The sequence below is a fragment of the Sphingobium limneticum genome, assembly GCF_008710155.1.
Lineage (GTDB): Bacteria > Pseudomonadota > Alphaproteobacteria > Sphingomonadales > Sphingomonadaceae > Sphingobium > Sphingobium limneticum.
Window position 1 is genome coordinate 173,765 of record NZ_VYPZ01000006.1, and the last position, 15,964, is coordinate 189,728.

General features: G+C 62.2%; 14 protein-coding genes. 9 read left to right on the top strand and 5 right to left on the bottom strand.

Annotation, left to right across the window (positions count from 1 at the left end; genetic code table 11):
- Nucleotides 1-7 precede the first annotated feature (7 nt).
- The 4 genes from carB to carA all read right to left on the bottom strand — a co-directional run bounded on the left by carB (nt 8) and on the right by carA (nt 5,631).
- A complete protein-coding gene (gene carB / locus F4U94_RS10110) occupies nt 8-3,343 on the bottom strand; it encodes a carbamoyl-phosphate synthase large subunit (RefSeq protein WP_120249679.1) in 3,336 nt (1,111 codons plus the stop codon).
- A complete protein-coding gene (locus tag F4U94_RS10115; protein ID WP_145986195.1) occupies nt 3,343-3,663 on the bottom strand; it encodes a hypothetical protein in 321 nt (106 codons plus the stop codon). The genes carB and F4U94_RS10115 overlap by 1 nt, the downstream gene beginning before the upstream one ends.
- 424 nt (nt 3,664-4,087) lie before the next feature.
- Nucleotides 4,088-4,456, bottom strand: a complete 369-nt coding sequence (locus F4U94_RS10120; protein ID WP_120249678.1) for a ribonuclease E inhibitor RraB — start codon at nt 4,454-4,456, stop codon at nt 4,088-4,090.
- Nucleotides 4,453-5,631, bottom strand: coding sequence for a glutamine-hydrolyzing carbamoyl-phosphate synthase small subunit (gene carA / locus F4U94_RS10125; protein WP_120249677.1), 1,179 nt, complete (start codon nt 5,629-5,631; stop codon nt 4,453-4,455). Before carA ends, F4U94_RS10120 begins: the two co-directional genes overlap by 4 nt.
- A gap of 154 nt (nt 5,632-5,785) precedes the next feature.
- Between carA and F4U94_RS10130 the strand changes: the two genes are divergently transcribed.
- The 9 genes from F4U94_RS10130 (at nt 5,786) to F4U94_RS10170 (ending at nt 14,493) form a co-directional block, all read left to right on the top strand.
- A complete protein-coding gene (locus F4U94_RS10130; RefSeq protein ID WP_120249676.1) occupies nt 5,786-6,238 on the top strand; it encodes a GatB/YqeY domain-containing protein in 453 nt (150 codons plus the stop codon).
- Nucleotides 6,239-6,297: 59 nt separating this feature from the next.
- Nucleotides 6,298-6,711 (top strand): endonuclease domain-containing protein, encoded by a 414-nt coding sequence (locus F4U94_RS10135; protein WP_120249675.1) that lies wholly within the window; start codon nt 6,298-6,300, stop codon nt 6,709-6,711.
- On the top strand, nt 6,708-8,618 hold the full coding sequence (gene dnaG, locus F4U94_RS10140; protein ID WP_120249674.1) for a DNA primase: 1,911 nt from the start codon (nt 6,708-6,710) through the stop codon (nt 8,616-8,618). Before F4U94_RS10135 ends, dnaG begins: the two co-directional genes overlap by 4 nt.
- A 44-nt stretch (nt 8,619-8,662) precedes the next feature.
- The gene (gene rpoD / locus F4U94_RS10145) at nt 8,663-10,708 is read left to right on the top strand and encodes an RNA polymerase sigma factor RpoD (protein WP_120249673.1); all 2,046 of its coding nucleotides are present in this window, start codon (nt 8,663-8,665) and stop codon (nt 10,706-10,708) included.
- 302 nt (nt 10,709-11,010) lie between these two features.
- Complete coding sequence (locus tag F4U94_RS10150; RefSeq protein WP_120249672.1) at nt 11,011-11,691, top strand: DUF6975 family protein; 681 nt, start codon at nt 11,011-11,013, stop codon at nt 11,689-11,691.
- Between the two features lie 76 nt (nt 11,692-11,767).
- Nucleotides 11,768-12,613 carry an AAA family ATPase gene (locus F4U94_RS10155; RefSeq protein WP_120251982.1) on the top strand — a complete coding sequence of 282 codons (846 nt, stop codon included), beginning with the start codon at nt 11,768-11,770 and terminating at the stop codon, nt 12,611-12,613.
- Between the two features lie 113 nt (nt 12,614-12,726).
- Nucleotides 12,727-12,891 carry a hypothetical protein gene (locus F4U94_RS10160; protein WP_232015854.1) on the top strand — a complete coding sequence of 55 codons (165 nt, stop codon included), beginning with the start codon at nt 12,727-12,729 and terminating at the stop codon, nt 12,889-12,891.
- Between the two features lie 86 nt (nt 12,892-12,977).
- Entirely contained in the window at nt 12,978-14,015 is a 1,038-nt protein-coding gene (locus F4U94_RS10165; RefSeq protein WP_172598751.1) for a hypothetical protein, read from the top strand.
- A 124-nt stretch (nt 14,016-14,139) separates the two neighbouring features.
- Nucleotides 14,140-14,493 (top strand): endonuclease domain-containing protein, encoded by a 354-nt coding sequence (locus tag F4U94_RS10170; RefSeq protein WP_232015852.1) that lies wholly within the window; start codon nt 14,140-14,142, stop codon nt 14,491-14,493.
- A 91-nt stretch (nt 14,494-14,584) separates the two neighbouring features.
- Here F4U94_RS10170 and F4U94_RS10175 read toward each other — a convergent pair whose 3' ends face one another.
- A complete protein-coding gene (locus F4U94_RS10175) occupies nt 14,585-15,949 on the bottom strand; it encodes a methyl-accepting chemotaxis protein (protein ID WP_211363296.1) in 1,365 nt (454 codons plus the stop codon).
- Between the last annotated feature and the right edge of the window lie 15 nt (nt 15,950-15,964).

Consider the following 15,964-nt stretch of genomic DNA (forward strand, 5'->3'; position numbering starts at 1 on the left):
CAGGGGATCAAGCGTGCGACAGGGGATAATAGGACTGGAGCGAGCGCACTTCAAGGGGATGGCCCCGCAAAGCCTCGATCGCGTCCGCCGCAGCGACGCTGGCGGCCGCCGTAGTGAAGCTCGCCACCTTCTGGCGCAGCGCGCTGGTACGGATCGCCTTGCTGTCCTTGAGCGACTGCCAGCCCTCGGTCGTGTTGAAGATCAACTGCACATCGCCATCGGTGATCTTGTCCACGATATGCGGACGACCCTCGGCGACCTTGTTCACCTTCTCCACCGCGATACCATGGTCCGCCAGATAATCGGCCGTGCCACCGGTCGCGATCAGCTTGAAGCCCATCGCCACCAGCTTGGCAGCCGCCGGCAGGATGACCGGCTTGTCCGTGTCCTTGAGCGAAATGAACACCGTGCCGCTGGTCGGCAACACGGTACCCGCGCCGATCTGCGCCTTGGCGAAGGCGATCGCGAAATTGCTATCGATCCCCATGACTTCGCCGGTGCTCTTCATTTCCGGTGACAGGACCGGATCGACGCCGGGGAAGCGGTTGAACGGGAAGACCGCTTCCTTCACCGCCACATGGCTGATCGCATTGCGGTCGATCCTGGGCAGATCCTTGATCTTCTCGCCCGCCATCACGCGGCTGGCGATCTTGGCAATCGGCGTGCCGATCGCCTTGGCGACGAAGGGCACCGTGCGGCTGGCGCGCGGATTGACTTCGATCAGATAGACGACGCCGTCCTTCACAGCGAACTGGATGTTCATCAGGCCGCGCACCGACAGGGCGTGGGCCAGCACTTCGGTCTGGCGCTCGATTTCCGCGATGATCTCGTCCGACAGGCTGTAGGGCGGCAGCGAACAGGCGCTGTCGCCGGAATGGACGCCCGCTTCCTCGATATGCTGCAACACGCCGGCCACGACCACATCGTCGCCATCGCACAGCGCATCGACATCGACCTCGATCGCGTCGCGCAGATATTGGTCGATCAGCACCGGCGAGTCGCCCGATACCTTGACCGCCGTGGTGATATATTCCTCCAGCTGCGCCTGACCGTCGACAATCTCCATCGCCCGGCCACCCAGCACATAGCTGGGCCGCATCAGGACGGGATAACCGATGCGATTGGCGACTGCGATCGCTTCCTCACGGCTGCGCGCGATGCCGTTGGCCGGCTGGCGCAGCTTCAGCTTGTCGATCAGCGCGGCGAAACGCTCGCGATCTTCGGCCAGGTCGATGGCATCGGGACTGGTGCCCAGGATCGGGATGCCCGCATCCTCCAGCGCCTGCGCCAGCTTGAGCGGCGTCTGCCCGCCAAACTGCACCAGCACGCCCGCCAGCGTCCCGTTCGACATTTCGACGGCGAGAATTTCCAGCACGTCTTCGGCCGTCAGCGGCTCGAAATAGAGGCGGTCGGACGTGTCATAGTCGGTCGACACGGTTTCCGGGTTGCAGTTCACCATGATCGTTTCATAGCCGACCTCGCTCAACGCGAAGCAGGCATGGACGCAGCAATAGTCGAACTCGATCCCCTGCCCGATCCGGTTCGGCCCGCCGCCCAGGATTACGACCTTCTTGCGATCGGTCGGCGCGGCTTCATTCTCCGCCTCGCCGAACAGCGGCGCTTCATAGGTCGAATACATGTAGGGCGTCTTCGCCTCGAACTCGGCGGCGCAGGTGTCGATGCGCTTGAAGACGGGGCGCACGCCCAGCTTGTGGCGCAGCTTGCGCACTTCATCCTCCGTCACGCCGCCGGTCATCGCCTTGACCGCTTCGTGGATCAGGCCCGACCCGCGTGCGATCCCGCGCTCCATGCCGCGCAGATTGGCCGACTTTAGCGCCAGATAGGCGAGCCGCTTGTCGGAAAAGCCCATGGATTTCAGGCGGCGCATGCCGTCCGCATCCTGCGGCAGGCCATTGGCCAGCACTTCGCCTTCCGCATCGACGATTTCCTTGATCCGCTCCAGGAACCAGGGGTCGAACTTGGCGATATTGTGGATTTCCTGAACGGAAAGCCCCTCACGCAGCGCCTGCGCGGCGACCAGCAGCCGGTCGGGCGTCGCCTGCGCCAGCGCGGCGACGATATCGTCCTTGGGCGCGCCGACCAGATGATCGACATTGTTGAAGCCGGAGAGGCCGGTTTCCAGACCGCGCAGCGCCTTCTGCATCGATTCATGGATGTTGCGGCCGATCGCCATGACTTCGCCGACGGACTTCATCGCCGTGCCCAGCAGCGGCTCGGCGCCCTTGAACTTTTCGAAGGCGAAGCGCGGGATCTTCGTCACGACATAGTCGATGGTCGGTTCGAACGACGCCGGGGTCGCGCCAGTGATGTCGTTGGTGATCTCGTCCAGCGTATAGCCCACGGCCAGCTTCGCCGCGACCTTGGCGATCGGGAAGCCGGTGGCCTTCGACGCCAGCGCGGACGAGCGCGATACACGCGGGTTCATCTCGATCACGATCAGGCGGCCGTCCTTCGGATTGACCGAGAACTGCACGTTGGAACCGCCTGTTTCCACGCCGATTTCACGCAGCACCGCGATGCTCGCGTTGCGCATGATCTGATATTCCTTGTCGGTCAGCGTCAGCGCCGGCGCGACGGTGATGGAGTCGCCCGTATGGACGCCCATCGGATCGACATTTTCGATCGAACAGATGATGATGCAATTGTCGTTGCGGTCCCGCACGACTTCCATCTCATATTCTTTCCAGCCGATCAGCGATTCCTCGATCAGCACCTCGGTCGTCGGCGACGCGTCCAGGCCACCGCGCACGATGTTGACAAACTCTTCGCGATTATAGGCGATGCCGCCGCCGGTGCCGCCCATGGTGAAGCTGGGGCGGATGATCGAGGGAAGGCCGGTAAATTCCAGCGCCTCCAGCGCCTCTTCCATCGTGTGGGCGATGCGCGAGCGGGCGCTTTCCAGACCGATCTTGTCCATGGCGTCGCGGAACTTGATCCGGTCTTCGGCCTTGTCGATCGCCTCGGCGTCCGCGCCGATCATCTGCACGCCGTACTTGGCCAGCGTGCCGTCGTTGAACAGCGCCAGCGCGGTGTTCAGCGCCGTCTGCCCGCCCATGGTCGGCAGCACCGCATCCGGCCGCTCCTTCTCGATGATCTTCGCCACGATTTCGGGCGTGATCGGCTCGACATAGGTCGCGTCGGCAAATTCCGGGTCGGTCATGATCGTGGCCGGGTTGGAATTGACCAGGATGATGCGATAGCCCTCTTCCTTCAGCGCCTTGACCGCCTGCGTGCCCGAATAATCGAACTCGCACGCCTGGCCGATGATGATCGGACCAGCGCCGATGATGAGGATGGAGGAGATGTCAGTGCGTTTGGGCATCACGATTCCGAACTTAAAAAAGATGAAAGCCAGTATTTATTTTTCTGCTCTTCAAACCACTCAAAAGATTGCTCAGGTAAAAACCCATAATTATGATGCATTACCAACTTGGTTGCAAAAATAGGCAATTCATTCGCAAAGAAATCAGCGAATAGTTCGGCAACTTCCTCAGAATTAAGATTTGACGTAAGCAATATTAATCCATCAAAAGGCATGTTCCAATCAATAATATACTTTCCATTTTTCAAGTATGCGATGAGCTGATCCCGATAAGGTTCAGCTAAATCGCTACTATAGGAAACAGAATATATTTCAGTCATGATGACTCACCTTATCGCTCGTCACAACCAGCTTCGCATTGCGGGGCGGCAACTGAGATTCAGTCACACCAGACACATTTGATATTCTAGATACCAGCTGATGTTGAATTCGGTAATCTTCTGTCTGCAATCGATCAGGATCAGATATAACGAAGTAGATGTAGGCCCAAATTGCGACTGCAAGTGGAATACAGCCTATGCATAATAATACCCAGCTTAGTTGAGATGGATATGTAAATGCGGCTCCCGCAGCGCATGTAGGAAATATGATGCTAGCCAACGCCCCGATTGGCGTGAGAATGTTCTTTCTAGGAAATTCCCGCGTGTGAGACCAAGGCGTTTGAATCATCAACTATTCTTTCTCGAATTCGTCACCGAACTTAAAGCGCTTAGTTTTGGGGCTTGATAAATTTTGTTCGAATACTCAATGCACGCCCCCCGCCTGAGCCTCGCATCCCCAGCCGTCATATTCGACGCCGCAGAGGATTTCGATCTGGAGGCATTTCTTGGTCAGCGCGCGGATCGACGCTTCATCGACCGGCTGCACGCATTCCAGGAACAGGAACAGGTCGCCTTCCTCATCCTCTTCCCGGTCCAGCTCGACGAAGCCGAACTGGCTGGCGAGGATGAGGACGCGCTCGAAATCCTTCTCGCTGCCCCGGAAGCTGACATCCACGGGCCGCGCGATGCGCGCCACGTCGCCATTGGCGGCCAGGTTGGCGAGGACGTCCTTGTCCGCCTCCCACTCGGCGGCAAGACGCGCTTCGTCGACGGGGGGCAGGTTCTGGCTCATGCCGCGACCGGCTTTTTCAGGCCGTCCACGAACCGCTTGAACAGATAGAAGCTGTCCTGCGGCCCCGGTGAGGCTTCGGGGTGGTACTGCACCGAAAAGGCGTTCTTGTCGGTCAGCTCGATACCGCAATTGCTGCCGTCGAACAGCGACACATGGGTCGATCGCGCATTGGCAGGCAGCGTGTCGACATCGACCGCAAAGCCATGGTTCATGCTGGTGATCTCGACCAGACCATCCGACAGGCGCTTGACCGGATGGTTGGCGCCGCGATGGCCCTGATGCATCTTGATCGTCTTGGCGCCCACCGCCAGACCCAGCAGCTGATGGCCAAGGCAAATGCCGAAGATCGGCACATTGTCGGTCAGCAGCGCCGCGATCACCGGCACGGCATAGGCGCCGGTCGCGGCCGGATCGCCCGGACCGTTGGACAAGAACACGCCGTCGGGGCTGAGCGCCGTCACCTCTTCATAGGATGCGGTGGCGGGCAGCACGGTCACGCGCGCGCCGGCTTGCACCAGATTGCGGAAGATATTGTTCTTCGCGCCATAATCGATCGCGACGACATGGGGGCGCTCATCGCCCGCTTCATTCAGGCCATAGCCAAAGCCCAGCTTCCACACGCCATCCTTCCACAAGCGGCTTTCCTTGCCCGTGACTTCGATGGCAAGGTCCATGCCCTCCAGCCCCGGCCAGGAAGCGGCCTTCGCGCTCAGCGCTTCGATATCGAAATTGCCATCGGGATCATGGGCGATCACGACATTGGGTGCACCCTTGATGCGAATGAGGCGGGTCAGCGCGCGGGTATCCACGCCGGCCAGACCGATGCGACCCTGCTCTTTCATCCACTGGTCGAACGGTTCGACATTGCGGAAATTGCTTGGCGCGGTGACGTCCTGCCGCACGATGCAGCCCAGCGCATGAGGAAGCAAAGCCTCCACATCGTCCAGATTGGTGCCGACATTGCCGATATGGGGGAAGGTGAAATTGACGATCTGCCCGGCATAGGACGGATCGGTCATGATCTCCTGATAGCCGGTGATGGAGGTGTTGAAGCACAGCTCGCCCACCGCATCGCCCACCGCACCGAAGCCGCGGCCGAACACGGCGCTGCCATCGGCAAAAACCACGACCCCTGTCGCTCCTTTAGGCACAGTAAGGGTTTTGGCGTCTGCCATGGTCTGCGGTCCTTTATGCTTTTGCGGGAACCCGTCTGGTGCGGGTTAAACGGCCGGTCACCTATGCCCGTGCGACGTTCAGGTCAACGTCTGTTAAAAATCTCTTTTGCCGCTATATCTTCTCCTTTCCCGAAAGAAACAGGATTCGTTCGCCATGATTCGCGACACCATCAAGAGCGCCCAGATTGAATCGATGAAGGCGGGCGACAAGGAACGCCTGGCCGCCGTGCGCCTGATCCTGGCGAAGCTGAAGGATCGCGACATCGAATTGCGCACCGCGTCCAATGTGCCGGACGACGACGCCCTAGTGGTCGAAGTGCTCCAGAAGATGGTGAAGCAGCGCCGCGAATCGATCGACATGTTCAAGACCGGCGGCCGCGACGAACTGGCCGCCAAGGAACAGGCCGAACTGGACGTGATCGAAAGCTTCCTCCCCGCCCAGCTGAGCGAAGAGGAAACCAAGGCCGCGATCGAAGGCATCAAGGCCGAAGTCGGCGCGGAGAGCGTGAAGGACATGGGCAAGGTGATGGCCGTGCTGAAAGAACGCCACGGCAGCGTCATCGACATGAGCAAGGCAAGCGGCCTGGTGAAAGCGGCGCTTGTGTGAGTGAAGACGGGGGAGCGCCACCTGATCTCCCCCTCCCGCCTGCGGGAGGGGGCCGGGGGGTGGGCTCACCCTATCGACTTGCGCGCCCGACCGATGGCGCACGCAATCTGCGCAACAACGCCACGCAAGCTGAGCGACTGCTCTGGAGCCGATTGAAAGGCGCCCAACTCGAAGGCCTGAAATTCAGCCGCCAGATGCCTATAGCCGGCTTCATCTGTGATTTTGTGTGCCGCTCCCGCAAGCTGGTCGTCGAACTGGACGGCAGCCAGCATGCCGATGCAGCAGATTATGACGCCATGCGGACCAGAAAGATCGAAGCGCAGGGCTACCGGCTGATCCGCTTCTGGAATAATGATCTCATTGAGAATCTAGAGGCCGTGTTGGAAACTATCGTCAGGGCAGCTTTGGGTGGCCCGGTTGAGCCCACCCCCCTGCCCCCCTCCCGCACGCGGGAGGGGGAAGAAGGCGCATGACCCTCACCCCGCAATGGCTGGACGAGCTGCGCGCGCGCACGTCGCTGTCGACCCTCATCGGCAAGACCGTGAAGGTCACCAAGGCCGGCCGCGAATATAAGGCCTGCTGCCCCTTCCATAATGAAAAGACGCCCAGCTTCACGATCAACGACGAGAAGGGCTTCTACCATTGCTTCGGCTGCGGCGCGCATGGCGATGCGATCCGCTGGATGACCGACCAGCGCGGCCTGCCCTTCATGGAGGCGGTGAAGGAACTGGCCGCCGCCGCCAGCATGGATGTGCCCGCCGCCGATCCCCGCGCGGCCAAGCGCGCCGAAGCGGCCAGAGGCCTGCACGACGCGATGGGCGCGGCGCAGGCCTTCTTCGAGGAGCAACTGGGCGGCATCGATGGCGGCGAAGCACGCGCCTATCTGCAAAAACGCGGCATGACCGACGCCACGCGCCGCGCCTTCGGCTTCGGCTTCTCGCCGGACGGACGCGGCCGCCTCAAGACCGCGCTCAAGGAGTTCGGCGAACCGATGCTGGTCGAAGCCGGCCTGCTGATCGACCCGGAAGCACTTGAACAGGGCAAGGGCGCCGGGAAGAAGCGCGAAAGCTACGACCGTTTCCGTGGCCGCCTCATGTTCCCCATCCGCGACATTCGCGGCCGGGTCATCGCGTTCGGCGGCCGCATATTGGGTGCGGGCGAGCCCAAATATCTGAACTCGCCCGACACCCCGCTGTTCGACAAGGGCCGCACCCTCTATAATATCGACCGCGCCTCCCCCGCCAGTCGCTCGACCGGCCGCGTCATCGTGGTGGAGGGCTATATGGACGTCATCGCGCTGGCCCAGGCCGGCTTTGGCGAAGCCGTCGCCCCGCTCGGCACGGCGCTGACCGAACATCAGATCGAACGGCTGTGGAAGATGGTCGAAGTCCCCGTCCTCTGCTTCGACGGCGATTCGGCCGGGCAGAAGGCCGCGATTCGCGCCGCCACCCGTGCCCTGCCCCTGCTGCGCCCCGGCCATAGCCTGTGCTTTGCCACCCTGCCGCCCGGGCAAGACCCCGACGACCTGATTCGCGCCAGCGGCGCGCAGGCGATGGAGGCGGTGCTGAACGCGGCCGAACCGCTGATCGAACGGCTGTGGAGCCATGAACTCTCCGCCATGCCGCTCGAAACGCCCGAGCAGAAGGCGGCGCTCAAACAGCGGCTTCGCGCCATAACGGATGCGATTGCCCATCCCGACGTGCGCGCCCATTACGCCCATGAATTTCGCGAACGCTACGACGCCCGCTTCTTCGCCCGCCGTGACTCCGCGCCCGCGCAGCAGCGATTTCAGGGCGGCGGTGGCGGCAATGCCGCCCGCTGGCAACGGGACAAGCGCGGCAATTGGAAGGCGCCGATTCCCCCCGCCGGCACCGAAGTCCGCGCGATCGGCGCCAGCGGGATGGAGCAGCGCCTGCTGCGTGCCGTCCTTGCCGCCTTGCTACGCCATCCGGCCCAGATCGCCCCTCATCGGGAGATGCTTTCGGCCCTGCAAATCGGCGATCCGATGCTGGCGCAGATGCTCGCTGCGATGATCAGCCTGTCCTTCCGCAAAGAAACAGTTGAAACACAGGCCCTCCTTACCATATTGGGGCAAGGTGAGTTGTATAATATGGCCAAGGGGATGCTCCGGGCCGACGCTTTCACACTCACTCCCGACAGGATGGCAACCGACCCTGATCGCCTATCGCGCGATCTGGAGGAAGCCATTCGAGTGATGGCGCAGGGACCGGAGCTGGAAACGGCACTGGTGGAAGCCACGAAACGGTTCGAGAGCGACTTCAGCGAAGCCAATTTCGCTGAGCAGCAGCGTATTCGCATGCTGAAGGCCGATCACGACCGTCGCGTTGCGGAACTTGCGCAGTCCGAAGACATTGTTTGATTTAGGTTAGCCCTCTTATCAGGGCGACGAAGTAAGGCGATTACATGGCGACCAAGGCGAACAGCAAAAATGGCGGGGCAAGCGATGCGGAGGAAGGTGGCGATGCGCCCCTGCTCGATCTCAACGAAGCCTCCGTCAAGAAGCTGATCGCCCGCGCGAAGAAGCGCGGCTACATCACTTATGACGAGCTGAACGATGCCCTGCCGCAGGACCAAATGTCCTCCGAGCAGATCGAGGATATCATGGCTGCCCTCAACGAGATGGGCGTCAATATCGTCGAGAATGAGGAGGCCAGCGAAGACGGCGACGAACAGCGCGAGCGTGAGGATGCCGAGGACGCCGAGGATGAATCGAGCGACGATGACGGCCCCAAGCTCGTCACCGAAAAGAAGAAGGAAACGGTCGATCGCACCGACGATCCCGTTCGCATGTACCTGCGCGAAATGGGCGCGGTGGAACTGCTCAGCCGTGAAGGCGAAATCGCCATCGCCAAGCGGATCGAGGCCGGTCGCGACACGATGATCCTGGGTCTGTGCGAAAGCCCGACCACCTTCAACGCCATCATCGAATGGTCGACCGCGCTTAACAACGGCGAAATGCAGCTGCGCGAGATCCTGGATCTCGACGCCATGCTCTCCAAGGATCCCGCTCCCGAAAGCATGGAAGAGGGCGCCGAAGACGACGACGGCGAAATCAGCGAAAAGACCGCCGGCCCCAGCTTCAAGGAAGAAGAAGAGCCGGAGGAGGAATCCGCCGACGCCGACGAGGATGAGGACGGCGCTCCCCGTGCCCGCCGCGCCGAGGAAGAAGAGGAAGAGGACAACACCCTTTCCCTCGCCCAGATGGAAGAGACGCTCAAGCCGATGGCGCTTGAGAAGTTCGCCACCATCACCGAAATCTTCCGCGCCTTTTCCGCTTCGCAGGAAGCGCGCATGGTCGCGATGGCCAATGGCGACAGCCTGAGCCAGAAGGCCGAAGACACTTATCACGACCTGCGCGAACAGCTGACCGCCGAAGTCGAGAGCGTCCAGTTCCACCAGCAGAAGATCGAATATCTCGTCGATCAGCTCTACGCCTATAACCGCCGCCTCACCGCGCTGGGCGGCCAGATGCTGCGTCTGGCCGAGCGTCACAAGGTCAGCCGCAAGGATTTCCTCGACCGCTATGTAAACCATGAGCTGGACGATGGCTGGCTCGACAAGGTCAGCGGCCTGGACAAGAAATGGTCCGCCTTCGTCGCTGCCGAAGGCCGCGCCGTCGATCGCATCCGCAACGAGGTCGGCGAAATCGCGCAGGCGACCGGCATGTCCTTGAGCGAATTCCGCCGCATCGTGAACATGGTGCAAAAGGGCGAACGTGAAGCGCGCATCGCCAAGAAGGAAATGGTGGAGGCGAACCTTCGCCTCGTCATCTCCATCGCCAAAAAATACACCAACCGCGGCCTTCAGTTCCTGGATCTCATTCAGGAAGGCAATATCGGCCTGATGAAGGCGGTGGATAAGTTCGAATATCGCCGCGGCTACAAGTTCAGCACCTATGCTACCTGGTGGATCCGTCAGGCGATCACCCGCTCGATCGCGGATCAGGCGCGGACCATCCGTATCCCGGTTCATATGATCGAAACGATCAACAAGCTGGTCCGCACCAGCCGCCAGTTCCTGCACGAGCAGGGCCGCGAACCGACGCCGGAAGAAATGGCCGAGCGTCTGTCGATGCCGCTCGAAAAGGTGCGCAAGGTGATGAAGATCGCCAAGGAGCCGATCTCCCTCGAAACGCCGATCGGCGACGAGGAAGACAGCCATCTGGGCGACTTCATCGAAGACAAGAACGCGATCATTCCGGTCGATGCCGCGATCCAGGCGAACCTGAAGGAAACGGTCACCCGCGTCCTCGCCTCGCTCACTCCGCGTGAAGAGCGCGTGCTGCGCATGCGCTTTGGTATCGGCATGAACACCGACCATACGCTGGAAGAAGTGGGCCAGCAGTTCAGCGTGACCCGCGAACGCATCCGTCAGATCGAGGCGAAGGCGCTGCGCAAGCTCAAGCACCCCTCGCGCTCGCGCAAGATGCGGTCATTCCTGGACCAGTAATACCACCAAGCAATGATTGGAGCCTCGGCTAAGCGTTCCCCGGCGCAGGCCGGGGTCCAGTTCAGAGCGTGGGACTGGACCCCGGCCTACGCCGGGGAACACTCCATATGAGTCAGTCTCATGGCTTTTGGGTATGTAAAGCGGTTAAATTAAATTGGATCGGTAAATTTAAATTAACCATTCTTGACGGAAAAGGGCGGCTTTCAGGGTCGCCCTTTCTGATTCCGTAAACCGGACGTTTACCCGGTTCCCCTATCCCTGTGGCTACAGCCCGCGCCTGCGGGACCAACAGGGATGAGAGCATGAGCGAAGCGGCACCGCGCTACCAATTTGGCGACATTGCGCGAATCCTGGAAGCGCTGGTCGCTGCCGACGGCACGGCTGCCCATCCCTATGCCAATCGCGCCGCCGCCGGCGTGGCCCGCGACGCCCTGCTGTCGCTCTCCGATCTGGCCGATGGCGCTTATTATCTCTGCATGCTCCACGGCCGCCATCCCGGCGTCATCGACCATGCGGCCACCCGCTCCGCCGACAATGCCGCGCGCCAATGGCTGATCGAGGCAGGCGACGCCTTCGCCCGCGAACGCGCCTATTTGACCCAGGTCACCGTGGCCGTCGGCCCTGCGCCCAGCACGGCGGGCCAGGCCGATTGCGAAACCGCCGTCAGCCAGCAACGCCATGCGCTCGACATGCTGGCTCAGTCCGACCGGCGCGGATGCGCCATGGGCGCGGCGATGGCGCTGGTGCTCGACTGGCGCGCCGTGCGCCATGTGCTGGATCAGGCCGCCCTGCGCGTCGGCCTTGAACCCCATCCCTGCGCCTTGCCCGAACGCGCCGCCACGCTGGACGTCGCCCGCGCGATCGGCGGCGACGACGGCATCGACCGCGCGATCCAGTTCGGCGCGCGCCAGCTTCTGAACCAGCATCGCGGCCTGTGGGATCTGCTCGCCGCCCGCGCCGACGTCCGCGCAAAGACCGCCTGATCCTCTCCTTACCGATTGCACCGGCCTGCCGCATTGCCTAGTCCGGTTGTCATCGACAACCGAATGGGACGGGATGATGCGCTTTGAAGGCACGCAGGACTATGTCGCCACCGACGATCTGAAGGTCGCGGTCAACGCCGCCGTGCTGCTGCGCCGTCCCCTGCTGGTGAAGGGCGAACCGGGCACCGGCAAGACCGTCCTGGCCCAGGAAATCGCCAAGGCGCTGGACGCCCCCCTGATCGAATGGAACGTCAAATCCACGACGAAGGCACATCAGGGCCTCTACGAATATGACGCCGTCGCCCGCCTGCGCGACGGCCAGCTGGGCGACGAACGCGTCCACGACATCGGCAATTATATCCGCAAGGGCAAGTTGTGGGAGGCGTTCACCGCGCCCAAACTCCCCGTCCTGCTGATCGACGAAATCGACAAGGCCGACATCGAATTCCCCAACGACCTGTTGCAGGAACTCGATCGCATGGCGTTCCATGTCTATGAAACGGGCGAAACGATCGCGGCCGCCGATCGCCCGGTGGTGATCATCACGTCGAATAATGAGAAGGAATTGCCTGACGCCTTCCTGCGCCGCTGCTTCTTCCACTATATCAAATTCCCCGACCGCGACACGATGCAGGCCATCGTAGACGTCCATTTCCCCGGCATCCAGAAGATCCTGGTCGGCAAGGCGATGGATATCTTCTACGAGATACGCGACGTCCCCGGCCTCAAGAAAAAGCCTAGCACCAGCGAGTTGCTCGACTGGCTGAAACTGCTGCTGAACGAGGATATGCCCTTGGACGTCCTCCAGAACAGCGACCCGACCAAGGCGATCCCGCCGCTCCACGGCGCGCTGCTCAAGAATGAGCAGGACATCATGCTGTTCGAACGCCTCGCCTTCATGGCCCGGCGACAGGGGCGGTAAAATCTCCCCGCCTGCTTGCGGGAGGGGTTTAATGAGGGCCTGTCAGGTCACTCCCCCCCCCTCCCTGACGCCTTCGCATCGCCACCACCGGCGAGGTCCGCTGGCATGCCAGCATGGCCGACTCGCGCCCGCATCTAACCTTCATCCGCGCCGGCGCGCCGGACCATCCCGCCCTCATCGGCCCGCAGGCGGTGATCCGGACCGGCGCCGCGCCGCACTGGGCGCATCATGACCCCGACCTGCCCCCTTATCCCGCGCAAATCCCGCCGGTCGCCTGATTTAGCCTCTTGCGCCCCCCGGTTTAGTCTGTAGCCTCCCTGTCATAGTTCAAGGCCGCACCAAGACGGTCTAGATCTGGAGAGGGATGCCGTTGCCCAAGTGCGCCCAAAGTCTCATGACTCGTTTTCTGTCGGCGGCCGCCCTGTGCCTTGCCGTCCCCTCGCTCGCGCAAGCCGCGGACGGCGAAGCTTGGACCCCGACCCAGGACAGTATCCGCGCTGACGCTGCGGGTATCAGCCTGCCGCAGACCGTCGCCGGCCTGTCCCTGTCCAAAAGCGGCGAAGCCTCCAATGGCGGCCGCGCGGTCGACAATTATGCGCAATATCTGTCGGAGGATGGCGCCATTCAGGCGACCCTCTACGTCTATCTGCCCACTTATGCCGACGCTTCCCTCGCCGCCTATATGACCGACAAGGCAGTGATGGAGCGGTTCGGCGCCAAGACCCGCCGCACCGCCTATGCCAGCGCCCCTGCCGCCGGCCGGGCGGCCAGCGCGATCCGCGCAGTCTATGACGACGCAGCCGACGGTGCGTTGACGACGGCGGCGGGCTTCATCCATGCCGGACGCTGGATCGTGAAGATCCGCATCACCGGCCCCACCGAGCGCCGCACCGAAGTGCTGAAGGGCCTTGACGGCATGCTCGCCAAGCTGACGGTGGACGATCCCGCCAGCCTGCATGCCACCGCCCCGGCCAGCTTCGCCGCCTGCCCCGCTGCTGCCACAGCCGACGCGCAACTGACCCCAGCCAAGCCGACCGACCATGCCGTGCCCCAGAACGTCCTCATCCCCCGCGACGGCAAGGATGCGCTGTGCGTCCGTGGCACCGTGACCACGGCCGAGGGCAGCTATGACATGCTGCAACAGGCCGGGCGCGGCGACGGCCCGATCATCGTGCCGGTCGATGACAGCGGCACCGTCCTCGCCTTCGATCCGGCCACCGATGCTCAGGGCTACAAGCTGTCGATCCACATGGTCGGCCAGACCGACCTCTACGGCCTCTACGACCGCGTTCCCAACCCGCACCAGATCGCCGCGATCCTGGACGGCAAAGACCCCCAGACCGCCCAGGCCGCCGCCATCGCTACCTACGCCGCCAACGGGGATGTGACGCTCAGCCGGTAAGCGCCGGGATCGAGAAATCATTTGTGATTGCGAGCGGCGCTAAAACTATATTGAAATATTTTCTGCTTCTCTAGCCCTCTCCCGTCTTTACGGGAGAGGGTTGGGTGAGGGTCTTTTTTTCTGTATGGTAATCTGGATGTATCCAGTTCGACGTCAGATCAGCCCGCATGCGGCGCGACTACGCCGAAACACAACGGACGTTGAACAAAAATTCTGGATGGTCCTTCGCAATCGCCAATTGGATGGCTTTAAATTCCGTCGTCAGACAACGATCGGTCCATTCATTGTCGATTTTCTGTGTGTAGAACGACGGCTAATCATCGAACTCGATGGCGGCCAGCATGACGAAGACAGGGATGTAGCGCGATCTAAATGGTTGCAGGCCCAAGGCTATCGACTTTTGCGTATCTGGAACCACGAAGCGACCGAGAACTTCGATGGTGCAATCGAAGCCGTCCGCCTGGCGCTCATCCAGTAGAAAGACCCTCACCCAACCCTCTCCCGCGAAGGCGGGAGAGGGCTTCAAACCGTCCAGATCTGGCCGTTTTCAAAATAACGCCACCCACCCCTCAAATCAGATACCCCACCTCATAAAGCCCCCACTTCCGCCCGCCGAACACCAACGGCACGAACACGCTGCGCAGCGCACGATAGCGCCCCTCGCCCAGATCCTGTCGGTAGGTGAACAGAAAGAAATCGCCTTCCTCCTGCAAAGCGCGGCGCGTCTGGCTGTCCATGAATATCTGCCGGTTACGCGCATGCTCCATATTCCAGTCCGACAGGCCCGGCCGCTGCGGCTGACTACGCGTGCTGATATGGGTCGGCAGATAGCCGTTCATGTCCAGCAGGCAGCAGCCGATGATCGCACTATCCTCGCTCGTCCGCCGGTCCAGCACCGGCCGCACGCGATTGTCGGCAAAGGCGGTGAAGCCGTTCAGATATTGGGTTGGGCTTGATCCCGGCACGGCGCGATAATCGCTGTCGAACAGCGCCGCCAGACTGATCTCTCCGTCCCGCACCGCATCCTCGATCAACGCACTAATCTCCTCCGCGCCATCCTCGGCCAGCGCGATATAACGGCTGTTGCGCGTCTTTTGCGGTCCATGCGCCGCGCGGTTGAGCATCGCATTGGCCATGCCCTCCAGCCCTTCCAACTGCTCGCGCGCGGCATCCACGCGCAACGCGCTGTCGCTCGCCGACCGGCCGAATGTCGCCAACCCGTGCCGCAGCGCGCTCACATCGCCGTCGGCGGCGTCGGTGCAATGGACGATCGCGTCGGACCGCTCGCCAAATTGCGTCACCAGTGACGCGATCTCCGCCATGCTGAGGCGCAACTGGTCGATATGGGTGCCGACCCCCCGACCGCGCACGATATTCGCCTCGACGCCCCCGATCAGCGCCCGCGCATCGCGGTCCAGCTGGCCCAGCTTGTCGCCGACCGAGGCGGCGGATTCCCCCGCCTGCCCCGCCAACCGCCGGATCTCGTCCGCAACCACCGCAAAGCCCTGCGTCGCCGCCCCGCCGCGCGCCGCCTCGATCGCGGCGTTGACGCCCAGCAACCGCGTCTGCCGCGCGATCGCCCCCAACTCCTCGCTGATGTCGCCTACCGCCTCGATCACGGTCAGGAACTGGCGCAAATGCCCTTCCAGCCCGGTGACATGCTCGACCAGGCCTGCCACCTCGCCCAGTGACAGGCCGATCACATCATGCCCGTCCGCGATGATCCGCCCGGCGCGCCGCGCGGTCAGGCTCAATTCCTGCGCAGCGGCGACGCTCTCATTCTGGCTCGCCGCCAGCGTCGCCATATTGGCCTGCAAATCGGCGAGATGCGCCGAATCCCCCTGAATGCGACGATTGAGCTCGCTCAGATATCCAGCCGTTTCGCTGCACTGCAATGCGATGTCGCCCGACCGTTCCCCCAGGTCAGCCAACAAGTCCCTGTTTTCCAA